We start from the raw sequence: 17,670 nt of genomic DNA on the forward strand, positions 1-17,670 counted from the left end.
AAGATTTTTTTTAGCGTTCGATGACTTCTATATCCCTGTTTTCAACCACCGCAAACTTTTCAATATTAAAGCCCTGCGGATTATTGTCCGAGCGCACCGAGTTTACCAGAAGGCAGGATGTAACCAGACTGCGCCGGGTTACATTACTCGAGCGTATGATAATTTGCCTTGCATAACTCCGCACCACATAAGGATATGTCTCGAAATTGCAGGCCACGCTGTCCATTTCGATACGCTGCTGCACATTGCCCGATATGATCCGGTTGTAATAGCCTTTCTCCAAAAGATCCTTGTAGTAGTTAAAGGCACTTTTATCGGCAAGGCTAAATGCCCTTTTCATATTGCTTTCAATGGCATTTTTGTCGGGCGCCAGGGTAAAGAACAGCTCGTGAAAACGCCTAACGTGCTCTCGGGCTTCCACAGGACGGTTGATTGAGGCGTCCTGAGCGAGTGCTAGCATGAGCGATTTGCCATTGTCCAACACGTAAATTTTCTGGCGCTGCTGCTCGGCGAAACCATACGATCTCCAAAGCGCGTATACGGTCACTACTGCACATAGCACGGCAAATACAATGGCATACAGCCTGATTTGCTGAAAACTGTTTTCTATATTTCTGAGTGTTTTAAATTCCATTTAAATGAATGTTTATTGATTACTTATTGACCAGCCTTCCGGCAATGTTGCCTGCGGCCGAACCAGCGCCTGCGCCTGCTATATTTCCGGATTTCATGGCAGTCTGGTGGATGTTGCGTGAAAAATTCCCTGCGCCGCCTGCCTGGATAATCCAGCCTGTCACAGTTGGAATGGTAAAATATCCCACGATGCCGATAATCATAAAAATGATATATACGGTGTTTGAGGTGTCGGGAAGGAAAGTGGGATCAGTAAGCATTTCTATGTCCCTTTCAATGATAAGGGACTGGATCCTGGCCAGCATCGAGCTGAACAGGTCCGCTACGGGAAGCCACAGATAAACGCTGACATACCGTGTAATCCACTGCGTGAGAGTTGACTGGAATCCGTCCCAGACTGATATGGCAAATGCGATAGGCCCCAGGATGGACAGCACTATGAGAAAGAAAGTGCGTATGGTGTCGATCACCAGCGCTGCAGCCTGAAATAGTATTTCGAGCAGGTTGCGAAACCACTCTTTTATTATTTTCTCTATCTCATAGGTCTGCCTGTCCATATACATTCCGGCCATAGTCCCGATGTCCGAAGGCGACCAGCCCAGCTCGTCCAGTTTCTTGTCGAACTCAGCGTCCGATACCATATAGGCGGTTTCGGGATTGCGGATCATCGCTTCATGCTCCAACAGGTCTTTTTTTGCCTGCAGATCGTTCAGGTCCAATACCTGATCTTCCAGAATGCTATGTGTTCCCTGAACTATCGGGCTTAATACGGCATTGATTGTACCCAGCACGATCGTCGGAAAAAACATGATGCAGAGACCCAGTGCAAAAGGGCGCAGAAGCGGATAGACATCAATAGGTTCAGCCCGGCTGAGTGCCTGCCAGACTTTCAAGGCCATAAAAAACAGCGCCCCGAGTCCTGCCAGTCCTTTGGCCACCGCCGCCATATCGGCGGACAATGGCAGCATCTCATCATACAGCGAGCGAAGGACCTCATGAAGATTATTGAATTCCATATTACCAGTATTTTTGGTTTGGGGTGCCGTAAAGCTCAAGAACCCTTTTGGTGCTATTCTGCTTTTTAGCTCGCAGGATACTAACCGAAATATTTTTATTGGTGTAGTAGCGCACCAAGCTGTGGTATTCTTTTACCTCTTTGTATACACGGTCGATGATGTCCATTCGTTCCTTATCACTGAGTGACAGGCTCGAGGAGGTTACAATCTGCTTGAGTTCTTTCAAAAGCTCGGTACTCTCTCCCAGCAGCGCCGAATATCCCTTGGCAATGGCGGTGAGTTCCCTTGCTGAAAAGTTTGGATCATTGAGCATCCTACCGAAATTCTGCACATACATTTCCGATACATCGCCCACCAAAAGGACGGTCTGCTGTACCTTGCGGGCGTCTTTTACCAGATTGTTAATCGCCTGAAGCTTGTCATAATATTCTTTGCCCTGCTTGTATACCTTTTCTACTTCCTTGAAATTTTTGACCACATTGCTAACAGTTGAGGAAGTCTGTATGATCTCGTTGGCGCTGTTGAGAATCCCCGAGGCAAGATTGGCCGGATCGGTAACCACAAACTGGGCTTTTGCTGATGGCGCCGAGGCAAGCATAATTGCCGCAGACACCATAAATAGTATTTTTTTCATTGTTATCGGTTTTTAAATTGTTATTGATTACTGATTTTCCTGTTCGCGACGCCTACTGGCGATATGCTTGATGGCGATCTCTACATTGCCGCCAAGTTCAGCGGCAAGCTGCATCACCTCCATTTTTTCTGTTTCTTCTGTCGTGTACGCGAGATATTCCTCAGCGGACACTTCTGTGGCATAGACAGCCGAATGCGTCCCTCCAAGCCCGATCCATACTTCTTTGTAAAGACGTGATGCATCGTTGTTCATATTAATGGATAACACCTGCGCTTTTTCCTTGTCTGTTAGTCCGAGCATGGCCTGTATTTCATCAAACTTGTTCATGTATTTGCGCTGATCGAGAAGTATCTTGCAGTCCGAATTATTGATGATGCTTTCCTTAACAATAGGGGATTGGATAATGTCATCAACTTCTTGGGTCACCACAATGGCCTCGCCAAAGAACTTACGAACAGTCTTAAATAAATACTTTATATAATTTGCCGATACGTAATGTAATTTATGAAGATCATTCAGCAAAGACTTTTAACAGGCCGCAATGGAAAAAATTTCTTGCTGATGTAAAAAAAAATAAAAATAAAATTAACCTGGTTCTTTTTATGAAGTGGGATAGGTTCAGCCGCAATGCGGGTGATGCTTACCAAATGATAAATGTTTTAAGGAAACTGGGTGTAGAGCCGCAGGCTATTGAACAGCCACTTGATTTGAGTGTTCCAGAGAACAAAATGATGCTGGCTTTTTATTTGGCTGCACCTGAGGTTGAAAATGACAGAAGGGCACTAAATACATTTCAAGGGCTTAGACGTGGAAAGAAAGAGGGTAGGCATATGGGAATGGCTCCTTATGGATACGCTAATAAAATAACGGAGGATGGGAAAAAGTATATTGCCATTGTACCGGATAAAGCTGTAAAAGTTATTTGGGTTTTTGAACAGATTGCGAAAAATATTTTTAGCACTGAATCTATTTATCAAATGGCCAAAGAAAAAGGTTTTGCCATTTCTAAGAATAACTTGTGGCTTATTATAAGAAATCCACTTTATTGCGGAAAGATAGTTGTTCCTAAGTATAGAGATGAAGAGGAGAGGTGGGTCAATGGTCAGCATGAGCCAATAATCAGTGAGGGATTATTTTATCGGGTACAGGATGTTCTTGATAGTAAAGCGCGAACTTATAGACCAAAAATTAAGACTATTGAGAATTTTCCTTTGCGAGGTTTTTTTCTTTGTCCAAATTGCGGTCAGAAGTTAACAGGGAGTAAATGTAAAGGAAGGAATAAATATTACTACTATTATCACTGTGATAAAGTTTGTAAATGGAGAGTGAATTCCGAAATAGCTAACAAGGTCTTTAAAGAGCATTTAAATAAATTTAAACCTTTACCGGAGGTGAAGAAACTATATTCAGCAGTTCTGCTTGAAGGATACAGAGAACATACTGGATTAGTCGCTAATGAAAAAAAGAAGTCACTGGAGCAAATTGAAACTTACGAAAAGAAATTATCGGTTGCCAGAAATCTGTTAGTAAGTGAGAAAATTGATCCTGAGGATTATAATCTTATGAAAATTGAATACAATGCTGTTATCAGTAATCTGGAAAAAGAGATAGGAAATGTAGAGGACGACAGAACCACTATAGAGCACTTAACGACAACTGGATTGGAAAACCTTTTAAAGTTAGGTGAAGCCTTTGATGGTGGTACTTTAGCAGATTCTAGGGAGATAATTGGTTTAATTTTCCCTGAAAATTTTACATTTTCAGAAAACAAAATCCGCACCGCTAGAGTGAACGAAATCATTAACTGTATTTACCTGGTAAACAACAGGTTACGGGCAAAAAAAAACGGGACAAAAGATGATATTTCTCTTTTGTCCCGAGTAGTGACCTCGACTGGATTCAAACCAGTAACCTCTTGAGCCGTAATCAAGTGCGCTATTCAGTTGCGCCACGAGGCCTTTTTGTTATCAATTAGCTAATTTTTCGTAGCTTTGTTGATTGCTTATTGCGGGTGCAAAGATAGACATAAATACGAGATATACAAGCATAAAATAACATAAAAATAAAAAAAAATGAAGATTGAAAATTATGTACGTGATATTCAGGGTTTTCCTAAAGAAGGAATTTTATTTAAAGATATCACCCCGCTGCTAAATGACGTTGAAGCAAGACAAGAATGCTTGTCAATTTTGCTAAATTCTCTAAAAGATCAGAAAATTGATAAAGTTGTAGGAGCAGAAAGTCGTGGGTTTTTCTTCGGAATGCTGCTGGCGCAAGAATTAAATGCCGGATTTATTCCCGTTCGTAAGCCTAATAAGCTTCCTTATGAGACCATTTCAGCATCGTACGAACTTGAGTATGGTTTTGATAGTTTAGAGATGCATACAGACGCTATAAAAGCGGGAGATCGTGTTCTAATTCATGATGATGTTTTGGCAACCGGCGGAACGGCAGGTGCAGTTTGTGAATTGGTAGAAAAACTTGGAGGTACAATTGTACAATGTAATTTTTTAATGGAACTAACATTTTTAAACGGAAGAGATAAAATAAAGGAGTATCCAATATTTGCAGCCATATCATATTAAAATAAGAAAACCCGATTCAATTAAGAATCGGGTTTCTTTATACTGCAGTTGAATCAAATTATCTTAAAGTCGCTCCAAGTTCAGTCTCAAATGTTTGTTGCAATTTAGACATAATCTTGTCAATTTGAGAATCTGTAAGCGTCTTGGTATTGTCTTGAATTGTGAAACTCAAAGCATATGATTTCTTTCCTTCGGGAAGATTTTTACCTTCGTAAACATCAAACAAATTAACATCTTTTAAAAGTGCTTTTTCAGTTTGTTTTGCTAAGTTGTAAATACTTTCGTAAGTAGTTTTCTGATCAATTAATAAAGCTAAATCTCTGCGAACTTCTGGATATTTTGGAATTTCAGAATACTTAATTTTTCCTGTAATTATTTTTAAAATTAAATCCCAGTTAAAATCAGCGAAATAAACATCTTGCTTGATTCCGAAATGCTTTAAAATTGATTTTTTAACAACCCCCATTTCAACCAATGTGTCATTGTTATAACAAATTGAGGTTCCTTCAGAGAATATATCGGACTGCACGGGAGCATTTGATATTTTATCAATTCCTAAACGAGACAATATCGCTTTTACATAACCTTTCAATAAGAAGAAATCGGTAGTTTTTTGCGGATTTGTCCAGCTTTCTCTATTGCGATCTCCAGAAATAGATAATGTTAAATGTTTATGCTCTTCGTAACCATTTAGATATTTATGATATGTTTTTCCGAATTCAAACAATTTTAAATCCGAATTTCTTCTGTTTATATTGTACGATAAAGCTTCTAAGGCAGAAAATAATAACGACTGACGCATTGTTGCCAAATCACCGCTTAAAGGATTAAGCATTGTTACATTATGCTCTTCTTTAAGCACAGTAGACAATTTTGCATAAGCTGCAGTGGTCAGAGAATTTGCCATCATTTCATGAAAACCTTGTGAGTTTAACTGAGAAGCAATGATATTCTGTACTTTATAATCTTCTGTTCTTGGAGAATTAGAAACTGTCGCGTTAAATTTCTTCGAAAATTCGATATTATTATAACCGTAAACTCTTAAAATTTCTTCGATTACATCTATTTCACGCTGTACATCAACACGGTAAGCAGGTATCGTTAATCCTAATCCAGAATCAGAAACGCTGTTTACTTTAATGTCTAAAGAAACTAATATTTTTTTGATAGTATCTTTTGGAATTTCCTGCCCAATAATTTTTGAAACATGACTGAAGTTTAACAGCACAGAAAAATCTTCTACTTTTTTAGGATATACTTCAACAACATCAGATGTTATTTTTCCTCCTGCAACTTCCTGAATAAGAAGCGCAGCACGTTTTAATGCATATTCCGTAATAGTAGGATCAATTCCTCTTTCAAATCTAAAAGAAGCATCTGTGTTCAATTGATGTCTTTTTGCAGTTTTACGAACGCTTACAGCATCAAAATAAGCACTTTCTAGGAATATTGCAGTTGTTCCGTCACTTACTCCAGATTTTTTCCCTCCAAAAACACCTGCGATACAAAGAGGTCCTTTTTCATCACAAATCATTAGATCTTCTGCATGCAAAGTTCTTTCAACATCATCCAGGGTTACAAATTTGGTTCCTTCTGGTAAAGTTTTTACAATTACTTTTCCGTTTATTTTAGAAGCATCAAAAGCATGCAATGGCTGTCCTAGTTCGTGTAAAACATAATTAGTTACGTCTACAATATTGTTTTTAGGAGTTAACCCTATAGCTTTTAATCGATCCTGCAGCCATGCTGGTGATTCTCCAACAGAAATCCCCGAAATTGTTAAACCGCAATATCTGGGAGCCAAAGCTGGTTCCTCAACACTTACGTCAATTTTTAAGGTACGCATGTCTACTCTAAAATTACTAACAGACGGAGTGATTAACTCTACGTTTACACCACGCTGCAGCATTCCTGCTCTCAAATCGCGTGCAGTACCAAAATGGCTCATGGCATCGGCACGATTAGGAGTTAATCCAATTTCAAAAACTTCATCATCTGCAATTTGAAAAACAGTTGAAGCAGGAGTTCCCGGAATTAAATCCTCAGCAAGCACCATAATACCTTCATGACTTGTTCCTAAGCCTAGTTCATCTTCTGCACAGATCATTCCGTGGCTTTCTTGTCCGCGAATTTTTCCTTTTTTTATTGTAAATTCCGCACCATCTTTATCATATAAAACCGTTCCGATTGTAGCAACCGGCACTTTTTGTCCTGCGGCCACATTAGCAGCGCCGCAAACAATTTGTACAGGGGCTTCAAGACCAATATTTACGGTTGTAACATTCAATCTGTCTGCGTCAGGATGTTTTTCACAAGTCAGTACATGTCCTACAACAACTCCTTGTAAACCGCCTTTTATCGATTGGTATTTTTCTACAACTTCAACTTCAAGACCTAAATCTGTTAGTAATTCTGAAGTTTGCTCAGACGTCCAATCTGTTTTGATAAATTGTTTTAACCAGTTGTAAGATATTTTCATATTAATTATTCTTGTATAAGGATACAAATATAAGGATTGCGCGTTGTAGTAAGAAAGAAATTATTTGGTTTTTTTAAACTGCTTCATATTCAAATAAAATCTTTTAAAAATGAGTATTTTGTAATTTAGGTGCTAATATTTTATTAATTTAATATTAAAAATTAGTTATAAAAACGAATGTGTATTATTTGTGCTATTACATGACTGAAAAATGCTATTCTTAGTCAGTTTATGAAAGTAAATTTGAAATGAATCAAAAAAACATATTATGAGCACAACAGCACAAAGACCTGAATTTAAGGCACAATATGACAATTATATTAACGGAAAATTTACAGCGCCCGTAAGTGGAGAATACTTTGATGTTATTTCGCCTATAGACGGAAAAGTATTTACAAAGGCTGCACATTCCGGAAAACAAGATTTAGAATTAGCGGTTGATGCAGCTTATGAAGCATTTAAGACATGGGGAAAAACTTCGGCTACAGAAAGGAGTATTTTACTCAATAAGATTGCGCAGAAAATAGAAGATAATTTAGAATATATAGCAACTGTCGAAACTACCGATAACGGTAAACCAATTCGCGAAACACTGGCAGCAGATATTCCGCTGGCAATTGATCATTTTAGATATTTTGCATCAGTAATTCGTGCAGAAGAAAGTTCTATAGCAGAACTTGATTCTCAAATCGTTTCTATCGCTTTGAGCGAACCATTAGGAGTTGTGGCACAAATTATTCCGTGGAACTTTCCAATTTTAATGGCAGTCTGGAAAATTGCACCAGCACTTGCGGCAGGTAATACGATAGTTTTAAAACCAGCTGAAAGTACTCCAATTTCGATTTTGGTTTTAATGGAGTTAATTGGAGATATTCTGCCTGCCGGAGTTTTAAATATTGTAAACGGATTTGGTGCTGAATTAGGGCGCCCTTTAGTTACAAATAAAAAAGTAGCTAAAGCCGCGTTTACAGGCTCTACAACAACCGGACGTTTGGTAATGCAGTATGCAACCGAAAATATTATTCCGGTTACGTTAGAATTAGGAGGAAAATCTCCAAATATTTTCTTTCCGTCTGTAGCAGATCATGATGATGATTTCTTTGATAAAGCCGTTGAAGGAGCAGTTTTATTTGCTTTAAATCAAGGTGAAATATGTACTTGCCCTTCGAGATTGTTGATTCACGAAGATATTTACGAGAAATTTATCGCAAAAGTTATCGAAAGAACTGAAGCGATCATTGCCGGAAATCCTTTAGATAAATCCACAATGATTGGTGCTCAGACTTCATTAGTACAAAAGGAAAAAATTATGTCTTATATTAAATTAGGAAAAGAAGAAGGTGCAGAATTGCTGACAGGAGGTGATGAAAACCATTTGGGCGGAGATCTTGAAGGCGGTTATTACATTAAGCCAACTTTATTTAAAGGGAATAACAAAATGAGAATTTTTCAGGAAGAAATTTTTGGACCTGTTCTGGCAGTTACAACTTTTAAAACTACAGAGGAAGCAATTGAAATTGCAAATGATACAATGTACGGATTGGGAGCAGGCGTGTGGACACGTGATGCGCATGAAATTTATCAGGTTCCTAGAGCAATTCAGTCTGGTCGTGTCTGGATAAATCAGTATCATTCTTATCCTGCAGGAGCACCATTTGGAGGGTATAAACAATCTGGAATTGGTCGTGAAAACCACAAAATGATGCTTGGACAATACCGTCAGACAAAAAATATGCTTATTTCTTATGATAAAAAGAAATTAGGTTTCTTTTAAATACTTATTATGCTGGTTCAAAAAGGTAAGTTGCTGACTTACCTTTTTTTGTAAATTTAATTTAAATAATAAAGTCATGATAAAGAGAATTGATGCCACAGAAAAAGCTATAGAATTAATAAAGGTTCTCAAAGAAAAACATGGTGATTTAATGTTTTATCAAGCTGGAGGATGTTGTGAAGGTACACAGCCTCAATGTTTTGAGAAAGGAGGATATTATCAGCGAATGGGTGATGTTTGCATTGGTACTGTAGAAGAAACAGAATTTTGGGTCGATAAGGATTTATTCGAATATTGGAAACATGCACATTTTACTTTAACTGTAATTGATGCTTTTGGTGTAGGAGGATTTTCTTTAGAAACACCGTTAAAAAAGACTTTTCAAATTGAATATCGAATTTTTACAGAAGAAGAGGAGAAAGATTTGGAGCCGGTTGTTTTTATAGAATAGGTTCAGAGTTTTAAAGGAACAAAGGTTTTTCTGTAGAGGCGCACGGCAGTGCGTCTTTTTTTTGCGCAAAGGCTATACATATTTTTGAAGAACTAGGAACGATATATTTTGCAGCAACGGATTTTAATCCGTTGATTTTTGTGTTTTGCTGTTAGAAATCTTTGTCAAAGTTTTAAACTTTGACAAAGAGACACACATAGTAAATCTGACAGGTTTATATTTAAGGGTATGAAAAACCTTAGAGCCTTAGCAATTCAGAACCTCAGTCCCTTCAATTAACATATAAAAGCTGATACTGCTTCGGAGTAATTCCTTCGTGTTTTTTAAACAATCTTATAAAATAATTAGCATCTTCAAAACCAGAAAGATAGCAGACTTCGTTAATTTGAATACCTGGATTTCTGAGTAATTTTTTAGCATGTTTTATCTTCTCGTTCAAAACATATTCAATCGGACTCATACCTAATTCTCGTTTAAAAAAACGATAGAATGATGCCGTGCTCATACACGCTTTATCGCTCAGACTTTTAAGATTTATGTTTTCTTTTAAATTCAGTCTAATAAATTCGGTAACCTCAAAAATAGGATTATTTGTATGTGTAGAAATCCTTTCGTCAATTGATTTGACGGTTTGCGTTTGAATGATTCTGATTAATAATTCCTGCAAAGTAAGGTCGGCAAGTGCATCTTTGGTTATCGAAGTGCTCATGCATTCTTTAATCAGTTTATTAATTGTTGCCGCAAGATCTACATTATTGTAAAAAAAGTAATTCTGATAATCCAACTGCCAATATACATCGCTTCCTTCTTTGGGATAACGTTCGTTTAAAAAATTTAAAGTATCAGTTATTTTAGATTTATCAATTGCTAAGGCAAGACATTGAGTTGGATTTTCTCTAGATGCTTCGGGAAAATCAATTTTCATTTCGATGTTTGACGGAATCACAACCGTTTCTCCGGGTAGATAATCAAACCCGGGATCATCAAAAAGATGCATGATTTTTTTTCCTCTCAGCATACTGGTCACCACAAAATCGTTGAATTTAAGCGGCACCAGTTTGGAGGATTCGTAAGTTTCAAAAATATTTAATTCACAATGATTAAGCGTATAAACGCTCCTGTTTTCAACCAGCGTTTTTAATGATTTTTCGCTTGATAAATGAGGCGGCTGAATTAAAAAACGTTGATTACTCATTAGAATTAAATTTTAAGTGCAAGGACTAAATTTAATGAAAAATAAGCTTAGTAATTCCAGATTTAACGTTTTCTTAGATTACTTCTTCGACGTGTTTTTTAATATTGTCAGAAATTTTTTTGGTCGGCAGATCATTTTCGTCATCACCAAAAGGATCTTCAATTTCTTCGGCAATAAGTTCTAAACTTGCCAATACATAAAAAATGAAAACTACAACCGGAGCAACATAATATCCTAAACTTACTGAATATCCAAAAGGAAGAGTCATAGTATAAAAGAAAATGAATTTTTTTATAAAAGCACTGTAAGAGTAGGGTATAGGGGTGTTTTTTATTCGCTCGCAAGCGCCGCAGATATCTGTAAAAGATTGCAGCTCTTCATTAATAGTTATTAGCTGATCTCCCGTAATCTTTTTTGCATCGTACAAATCATTGATTTTATGATACATCATTCTCATAACCTGATTTGGTTTGTGTTTATGATGATCAATTTCAAGATCAACATCTTCAAAAAGCTGCTTGCTGGTATCGTCGTCTTTTAAATGTTTATGCAAAATAGAAGCGTACATCGGAATAAATTTTCTAAAAAATTTCCTGTCGTTTTCTTCTTTTAGAATTGCAGAAAGTTTAATCGCCAGATTTCGGCTGTTATTTACTAAACCTCCCCATAATTTACGCCCTTCCCACCAGCGGTCGTATGCAGTATTGGTTCTAAAAACAAGTAATAATGAAATAACAAAACCAAGCATTCCGTGCATAATAGGAATGTTATGAATATAATCGTTTTTACTTACTTTAAAATATTCAACTTCAATATATCCTACAACGGCAGAATATATTCCGATAGTGAGCAGAATTGGAAACAATTTTCTAACGGTATCCGACTTATGAAAATGAAAAATAAAAGTAAACCAGTCTTTGGTATTGTATGAGATCATTTAAGTTTGTTTTGAAACAAATTTAAATTAAAAATTAATATTTCCCGCTAATTCTTTTAAGGCAATTTCAGATAATTTAGCTTCATATTGTGCATTGCTGTAACGCACTTTTGCATTTACATAATTGAGCTGAGCAGTTCTAAAATCAATAGTTGTGATCGTACCAATTCTAAATTTATCTAAAGTGATTTCTAAATTTTGTTTGGCTATTGCTTCGTTATCTTCTTCTAAATCAATTAATTCTAAATTGGTTAAATAAGTTTGAAAAGCAGTGCTTAATTGTGTGTTTAAAATTAAATTCTGCTGTTCAATTGCAATTTCAGTATTCTGAATCTGAAGTTTTGCCACTTTTTCATTTCTATGCTGGTTAAAACCGTCAAAAATGTTTAGCGTAGCATTAAAACCATAGTTTAAACCTTTTGAAGAAGTGGAACTGGTAAAACCTAAACTCGATTCGCTTTCTGCAAAATTATAACCAGAAGTTAATCTTAAAGTTGGATAACGATTTGCTCTTACTTGTTTTAACTGTAATTCGGCAATGCGTTTGTTTATAATTTGAGATTCTAAAACAGGGTTTTGTTTTTGAGCCAGATTTGTTAGATCGGCCAGAACCAATTTATTGTCAACTGTAACAAAATCGGTTACTTTAAAATCAATTTTTGGATCACGAGCTAAATATTGATTTAATAAAATTTTCGCATTCGCATAAGATTCCTTTTGTCTTAATAAGGCAACCTGATCAGAATTTAAATCTACCTGCGCATTTAAAACTTCTAATTTTGATGCTTTACCAATGCTGAAACGATTTTTTGCCAAAGTTAATCTTTGATTGGAGATTACAATGGTAGTGTCTAATGCAGACAATTGCTGCTGTTGCTGCACTAAATCGTAATAAGCAGCATTTACCTGTCCGATTTTAACTAAAATAGTGCTTTTTAACTCGGCATCTCCTAATTTTTGAAGTTCTTTTAATTGATCTAATCTTGCGAACATTCTCATTCCGTCAAAAACCGTCCATCCTAAACTTACGCCATAATTTAAACTGTTGTTTTTAGCATTGTTTAATGAAGTAGAAGTTCCATCCTGACGTGTTTGCGAAGAGTTCTGAATGCTGTTGTTGTCTGTTACAGAAGCTGTTGCTGTTGGCAGCATGCCCGCGTTTCCAATCGTAACATTCGTTTCGCTTATAACAGAATTATTTTTGGCAATCTTAATTTCAAAGTTATTTTCCAAGGCTATTTTCATAGCTTCTTCAATAGTTAAGACTTCTTGCGCCTGCATACTTGTCAAGCAGAAGAAGCATAATATTAAACTATGGAATAAAATTTTAGTATTCATATTTTTTTTCTTTTACCTGAAATTCTGAAAAGCAATTCAGAATTTCAGGCTAATAAATTATTTACTTTCTTTTTCGTACTCGTCAATATGATCAAATTCAGGATAATGTTTTCTGGCTTTAGACCACATAAAATAAATTGCCGGAATAACAAAAAGCGTTAAAGCCAAGGAGAAAATAGTTCCTCCCACAATTACAACTCCCATACCAATTCTACTTGTAGAAGCAGCTCCAAGTGACATTGCAATTGGCAATGCTCCTAAAGCAATCGCGAGACTGGTCATCAAAATCGGACGAAGACGCGCTTCTGAAGCTTCTAAAATTGCTTCTAATTTTGGTTTTCCCTGCTCACGCAGCTGATTCGCAAATTCTACAATCAAAATACCATTTTTAGTTACCAGACCAATTAACATTACAGTTCCAATCTGGCTGAATATATTCCACGTTTGGTTAAATAACCATAATGAAAATAAAGCTCCCGCAACAGCCATTGGCACAGTTAAGATTATAATAAAAGGATCTATAAAACTTTCAAATTGTGCAGCAAGTATTAAAAAGATTAACAATAAAGCCAGTCCAAAAGCAAAAGAAGTATTAGAACTGCTTTCTACAAAATCTCGGGATTCTCCACTTAAATCTGTTGTAAAACTTTCGTCTAAAACTTTAGCTTTTATCTGATCCATTGCTTCAATACCGTCACTGATGCTTTTTCCTGGCGCTAAACCAGCAGAAACTGTAGCCGACATATAACGATTGTTGTGGTATAACTGCGGTGGATTACTTTGTTCTTCTACGTTTACAACATTATCCATTTGGATTAACTCGCCACTTTTATTTTTAACAAACATAGAAGTTAAATCCAAAGGTTTAGATCGGTCTTTTTGATCAAACTGTCCGATTACCTGATATTGTTTTCCGTTTTTAATAAAATAACCAAAACGCTGTCCGCTTAACGAAAGCTGTAAAGTCTGTGCAATATCAATAATAGAAATTCCTAAACTCTCTGCTTTTGCACGATCAATACTTACGTTAATTTCAGGTTTATTAAATTTTAAGTTCACATCGGTAATAGAGAATACATCACTTTTACCAACTTCATCCATAAAAACTGGAATTTTTTCTCTTAATTTTTCAAAATTTGGCGCTTGAATGATATACTGAATCGGTAAACCTCCACGTCTGTTTACTGAAATTGTAGGCTGCTGAATTACCGATGTTTTTGCATCTGGATATTTTTTTGTCCATTTGGATAATTGATCTGCAATATCTTTCTGAGATCTCTTTCTTTCATCGGGCTGTTTTAACGAAAGTCTGATAAAACCAGAATTTGCTGCCGAGCCTCCAGATCCTGGTGCCGTAATAACTAAACTTACTTTTTTCTCCGGAATAGAATCATCAACCAATTGTGACATTTCCTGCATAAAGCGGTTGGTATATTCATAAGAAGAACCTTCTGGAGTAGTCATACGCATCGTTACAGAACTACGGTCGTCATAAGGAGCTGTTTCCTTTGGAAGGATTGTAAAAAACAAATAAATCAATCCGAAACAAGCGATCAAAATCGGGAAACTAATCCATTTTTTATTCATGAATCGAGCTAAAGAATCTGCATAACCGCTGTTTAATTTTTCAAAAAACGGTTCTGTTTTAATGTAGAATTTTGATTTTTTCTGTTCGCCGCCTTTCATTAGATAAGCATTTAGCATTGGCGTTAAAGTCAGGGAAACAAAGGCAGAAATCAATACGGCTGCTCCAATTACGACCCCAAACTCTCGGAAGAGTCGTCCGACAAAACCTTCCAGGAATATCACAGGCAAAAATACGGCAGCTAATGTTACGGAAATTGAAATTACAGCGTAGAAAATTTCGTTAGAACCCTTAATCGCAGCTTCAATCGGCGACATTCCTTCTTCTACTTTTTTAAAGATGTTTTCGGTGACCACAATTCCGTCATCCACCACTAAACCTGTTGCCAGTACAATAGCTAAAAGTGTTAATACATTTATTGAGAATCCAAAAAGCCACATGATGAAAAAAGTGGCAATTAATGAAACTGGAATATCAATTAAAGGTCTAAACGCAATTCCCCAGTCTCTAAAAAATAAATAAATGATGATAACAACCAATACAATAGAGATTCCCAAAGTTTCTGCTACTTCATGAACTGATTTTTTTACAAAAAGAGTATTATCTAAGGCAATATTAAGTTTAATATCTTTAGGTAAGTCTTTTTTTAATGCTTCGTATTTTTTGTAAAATTCCGACGAAATATCTAAATAATTTGCTCCCGGCATTGGTACAATTGCCAGACCAATCATAGGCATTCCGGAAGAAGTAAGCCCGGTTTCAATATTTTCCGGACCCAATTCGGCACCGCCGATATCACTCAATCTTACGATTTTGTCTCCGTTTGTACGGATGATAATATTGTTAAATTCTTCTGGTTTCGAAAGATTTCCGATTGTTTTTACGGTTAATTCGGTATTGTTACCCGTTAATTTACCCGATGGCAGTTCTACGTTTTGTGCATTTAAGGCATCTCTAACATCAGAAACTGTACAGTTGTAGGCATTTAATTTTACAGGATCAATCCACAAACGCATGGCATAGCGTTTTTGCCCCCATATTTGAACGCCGCTGACACCTGGAATAGTTTCCAGTCGCTGCGAAATAACATTTTCTGCATAATCACTTAATTCTAATGAGCTTCGAGTATCACTCTGTACGGTCATCGAAATGATCGATTCGCTGTCTGCATCTGCTTTAGAAACTACTGGCGGCGCATCGATATCCTGAGGTAAGCTTCTAATGGCCTGCGAGACTTTATCACGAACATCATTTGCTGCTTCCTCTAAGTCTTTATCTAAATTAAATTCGATAGTAATACTGCTGCTTCCCTGATTACTCGAAGAAGTTATATTTCTGATTCCGTCAATAGCATTTACTGCTTTTTCTAAGGGTTCTGTTATTTGCGATTCTATAATATCAGAATTGGCACCAGTGTAATTAGTTCTAATAGAAACTTGTGCCGGATCTATAGAAGGAAATTCTCGAACACCTAAAAAAGTATAACCAATGAAACCGAATAAAATAATTAAAAGATTCAGTACAATGGTTAAAACAGGTCTTCTTATACTTGTAGTTGATAAACTCATGCGAGATTTAGATTTTAATCCTGATCCCAAAATTTCGGGACGGGATAAATTTTAGTTTTCTAATTTTTAACTTTAAGACTTTCGACTTTATGACTATTTTACTTTAACTTTTATAGGCGCATCATTTTTTAATGACATCACACCACTTGTAATCAAAGTATCTCCAGCTTTTAATCCCGATAAAATTAAGATAGAAGCATCTGTTCTCGTTGTTGCATCTACCATAACTTCTTTGGCTTTTCCCATATTAGCAATGTAAACTTTTTTACCGCTCTGAACCGGCACAATAGCCTCTGAAGGAACTACAATAGCATCTTTAATGGTGTTTAATGGAAGTTTTACATCTGCAAAAGTTCCAGGAAAAAGTTTGCCATCAGTATTGTCTGCAATTGCACGAATCTGTAGTGTACGAGTTGCAACAGCCACTTCTGGTTCAATTGCGTAGATTTTTGCGTTGTAATTTTTATTAGATCCGGAAACGTTAAACTCAATTGTTGAGCCTGATTTTACCTCAGAAGCATATTTTTCAGGAATAGAAAATGTTATTTTGAGTTTTGAAGTATTCACCAATTTTGCTACAAGTACTGTAGGTGTAATATAAGTTCCAGGAGAAATAGAGCGAAGACCAACTTTTCCTGAGAAGGGAGCTCTTACAGAAGTTTTTCCTATTTGAGCTCTAATTAATTGACTTTGTGCCTGAGCCGAAGCGTAGTCTGCGTTTGCAACATCAAATTCTTCCTGACTTATAGCTTCCTTTTGAAGCAGTAATTTTGCTCTTCTTTCATTTTCGCCGGCTAAACTTTCTTTGGTTGCAGCCTGTCTCAATTGAGCTCTTAATTCTATATCATTAACTTTAAAAAGTACTTGACCTTTGGTTACATTAGTGCCTTCATTAAAATAAATTCCTTCAACAATTCCTGAAACTTCACTATGAATTTCTATTTGTTCATTGGCTTCAATAGAACCGGATAAAGATAAATTATTGTCAAAAGTTGTAGTTTTTACTACAATACCGCTTACAGTTGTAGGCGAGTTTTTATCGCCAGATTTTTTAGAGTCATCGTTTTTACTTTTGTTAGATACAACTCTGTAGGCAATAAATCCTCCAATTCCTATAATTAGAAGGGCGTAAACTAGGTTTTTTACTTTCATAAAATTGAGGTAAATGTAATTTTGGTATATGTTTTAGTAAGCTTGCAAATTTAACTTTTTGAACTGAATACTAAATACGTTAGCGTTTATTTAACATTTGTATGTACAAATCTTCACATTGAATTTAATTGAATGATAATCAATTAATTGTGTTTATTGTAATTGTGTTTTGATACAATAAAGATGTGATTTTAATAATTTGTAAGAGATTGTTCATTATATAAAAAATGTTAAAGACTTAGAGGTTTAGACATCAATTTTAAGATTTGGTTTAATCTCAAAGTCATTTTTTTTGATAAAATTTTAATATTCTTAAAAATCAA

The 17,670-nt window shown here is 36.1% G+C and carries 13 protein-coding genes, 1 tRNA gene and 1 pseudogene; 4 read left to right on the forward strand and 11 right to left on the reverse strand.

Features of this window, described 5'->3' with window-relative positions; translation table 11 throughout:
* Nucleotides 1–10 precede the first annotated feature (10 nt).
* The 4 genes and pseudogenes from traK to B0A68_RS12605 form a co-directional block, all read right to left on the reverse strand.
* Nucleotides 11–634 carry a conjugative transposon protein TraK gene (traK, locus tag B0A68_RS12590; protein ID WP_035680831.1) on the reverse strand — a complete coding sequence of 208 codons (624 nt, stop codon included), beginning with the start codon at nt 632–634 and terminating at the stop codon, nt 11–13.
* 19 nt (nt 635–653) lie between these two features.
* Entirely contained in the window at nt 654–1,649 is a 996-nt protein-coding gene (gene traJ / locus B0A68_RS12595) for a conjugative transposon protein TraJ (protein ID WP_035680834.1), read from the reverse strand.
* A gap of 1 nt (nt 1,650) precedes the next feature.
* Nucleotides 1,651–2,283 carry a DUF4141 domain-containing protein gene (locus B0A68_RS12600; RefSeq protein ID WP_035680836.1) on the reverse strand — a complete coding sequence of 211 codons (633 nt, stop codon included), beginning with the start codon at nt 2,281–2,283 and terminating at the stop codon, nt 1,651–1,653.
* A 27-nt stretch (nt 2,284–2,310) separates the two neighbouring features.
* A pseudogene (locus tag B0A68_RS12605) lies at nt 2,311–2,769 on the reverse strand (TraG family conjugative transposon ATPase); the annotation flags it as partial.
* Here B0A68_RS12605 and B0A68_RS12610 point away from each other — a divergent pair.
* A complete protein-coding gene (locus B0A68_RS12610; protein WP_240475224.1) occupies nt 2,766–4,202 on the forward strand; it encodes a recombinase family protein in 1,437 nt (478 codons plus the stop codon). The pseudogene B0A68_RS12605 and the gene B0A68_RS12610 overlap by 4 nt on opposite strands.
* On the opposite strand, the gene B0A68_RS12615 is transcribed toward B0A68_RS12610, so the two are convergent.
* Nucleotides 4,168–4,241: transfer RNA gene (locus B0A68_RS12615), tRNA-Arg, on the reverse strand. The genes B0A68_RS12610 and B0A68_RS12615 overlap by 35 nt on opposite strands.
* A 114-nt stretch (nt 4,242–4,355) precedes the next feature.
* Here B0A68_RS12615 and B0A68_RS12620 point away from each other — a divergent pair.
* The gene (locus B0A68_RS12620) at nt 4,356–4,868 is read left to right on the forward strand and encodes an adenine phosphoribosyltransferase (protein WP_035680842.1); all 513 of its coding nucleotides are present in this window, start codon (nt 4,356–4,358) and stop codon (nt 4,866–4,868) included.
* A 58-nt stretch (nt 4,869–4,926) separates the two neighbouring features.
* Here the strand turns inward: B0A68_RS12620 and pheT are convergent, their stop codons facing one another.
* Nucleotides 4,927–7,347 carry a phenylalanine--tRNA ligase subunit beta gene (gene pheT, locus B0A68_RS12625; protein ID WP_035680845.1) on the reverse strand — a complete coding sequence of 807 codons (2,421 nt, stop codon included), beginning with the start codon at nt 7,345–7,347 and terminating at the stop codon, nt 4,927–4,929.
* A gap of 268 nt (nt 7,348–7,615) precedes the next feature.
* Here pheT and B0A68_RS12630 point away from each other — a divergent pair, with 268 nt between their 5' ends.
* Nucleotides 7,616–9,121 carry an aldehyde dehydrogenase family protein gene (locus tag B0A68_RS12630; protein WP_035680849.1) on the forward strand — a complete coding sequence of 502 codons (1,506 nt, stop codon included), beginning with the start codon at nt 7,616–7,618 and terminating at the stop codon, nt 9,119–9,121.
* Between the two features lie 76 nt (nt 9,122–9,197).
* Complete coding sequence (locus tag B0A68_RS12635; RefSeq protein WP_035680852.1) at nt 9,198–9,572, forward strand: DUF779 domain-containing protein; 375 nt, start codon at nt 9,198–9,200, stop codon at nt 9,570–9,572.
* 271 nt (nt 9,573–9,843) lie between these two features.
* Here B0A68_RS12635 and B0A68_RS12640 read toward each other — a convergent pair whose 3' ends face one another.
* The 5 genes from B0A68_RS12640 to B0A68_RS12660 form a co-directional block, all read right to left on the reverse strand.
* The gene (locus B0A68_RS12640) at nt 9,844–10,767 is read right to left on the reverse strand and encodes an AraC family transcriptional regulator (RefSeq protein ID WP_051892433.1); all 924 of its coding nucleotides are present in this window, start codon (nt 10,765–10,767) and stop codon (nt 9,844–9,846) included.
* Between the two features lie 73 nt (nt 10,768–10,840).
* Nucleotides 10,841–11,704: a bestrophin family protein gene (locus tag B0A68_RS12645; RefSeq protein WP_035680855.1), complete on the reverse strand. Its 864-nt coding sequence runs from the start codon at nt 11,702–11,704 to the stop codon at nt 10,841–10,843.
* 27 nt (nt 11,705–11,731) lie between these two features.
* Nucleotides 11,732–13,042 (reverse strand): TolC family protein, encoded by a 1,311-nt coding sequence (locus B0A68_RS12650; protein ID WP_035680858.1) that lies wholly within the window; start codon nt 13,040–13,042, stop codon nt 11,732–11,734.
* A gap of 57 nt (nt 13,043–13,099) precedes the next feature.
* A complete protein-coding gene (locus B0A68_RS12655; protein ID WP_035680861.1) occupies nt 13,100–16,195 on the reverse strand; it encodes an efflux RND transporter permease subunit in 3,096 nt (1,031 codons plus the stop codon).
* 93 nt (nt 16,196–16,288) lie between these two features.
* Entirely contained in the window at nt 16,289–17,347 is a 1,059-nt protein-coding gene (locus B0A68_RS12660; protein WP_035680864.1) for an efflux RND transporter periplasmic adaptor subunit, read from the reverse strand.
* Between the last annotated feature and the right edge of the window lie 323 nt (nt 17,348–17,670).

Origin of the sequence: Flavobacterium reichenbachii (assembly GCF_002217435.1) — a bacterium.
In the GTDB taxonomy this organism is placed as follows: Bacteria; Bacteroidota; Bacteroidia; order Flavobacteriales; family Flavobacteriaceae; genus Flavobacterium; species Flavobacterium reichenbachii.

Excerpts from the sequence above, each read along its gene's own strand:
- traK (WP_035680831.1), bottom strand. The coding sequence starts at position 634 with ATGGAATTTAAAACACTCAGAAATATAGAAAACAGTTTTCAGCAAATC.
- traJ (WP_035680834.1), bottom strand. The coding sequence starts at position 1,649 with ATGGAATTCAATAATCTTCATGAGGTCCTTCGCTCGCTGTATGATGAG.
- B0A68_RS12600 (WP_035680836.1), bottom strand. The coding sequence starts at position 2,283 with ATGAAAAAAATACTATTTATGGTGTCTGCGGCAATTATGCTTGCCTCG.
- B0A68_RS12620 (WP_035680842.1), top strand. The coding sequence starts at position 4,356 with ATGAAGATTGAAAATTATGTACGTGATATTCAGGGTTTTCCTAAAGAA.
- pheT (WP_035680845.1), bottom strand. The coding sequence starts at position 7,347 with ATGAAAATATCTTACAACTGGTTAAAACAATTTATCAAAACAGATTGG.
- B0A68_RS12630 (WP_035680849.1), top strand. The coding sequence starts at position 7,616 with ATGAGCACAACAGCACAAAGACCTGAATTTAAGGCACAATATGACAAT.
- B0A68_RS12635 (WP_035680852.1), top strand. The coding sequence starts at position 9,198 with ATGATAAAGAGAATTGATGCCACAGAAAAAGCTATAGAATTAATAAAG.
- B0A68_RS12640 (WP_051892433.1), bottom strand. The coding sequence starts at position 10,767 with ATGAGTAATCAACGTTTTTTAATTCAGCCGCCTCATTTATCAAGCGAA.
- B0A68_RS12645 (WP_035680855.1), bottom strand. The coding sequence starts at position 11,704 with ATGATCTCATACAATACCAAAGACTGGTTTACTTTTATTTTTCATTTT.
- B0A68_RS12650 (WP_035680858.1), bottom strand. The coding sequence starts at position 13,042 with ATGAATACTAAAATTTTATTCCATAGTTTAATATTATGCTTCTTCTGC.
- B0A68_RS12655 (WP_035680861.1), bottom strand. The coding sequence starts at position 16,195 with ATGAGTTTATCAACTACAAGTATAAGAAGACCTGTTTTAACCATTGTA.
- B0A68_RS12660 (WP_035680864.1), bottom strand. The coding sequence starts at position 17,347 with ATGAAAGTAAAAAACCTAGTTTACGCCCTTCTAATTATAGGAATTGGA.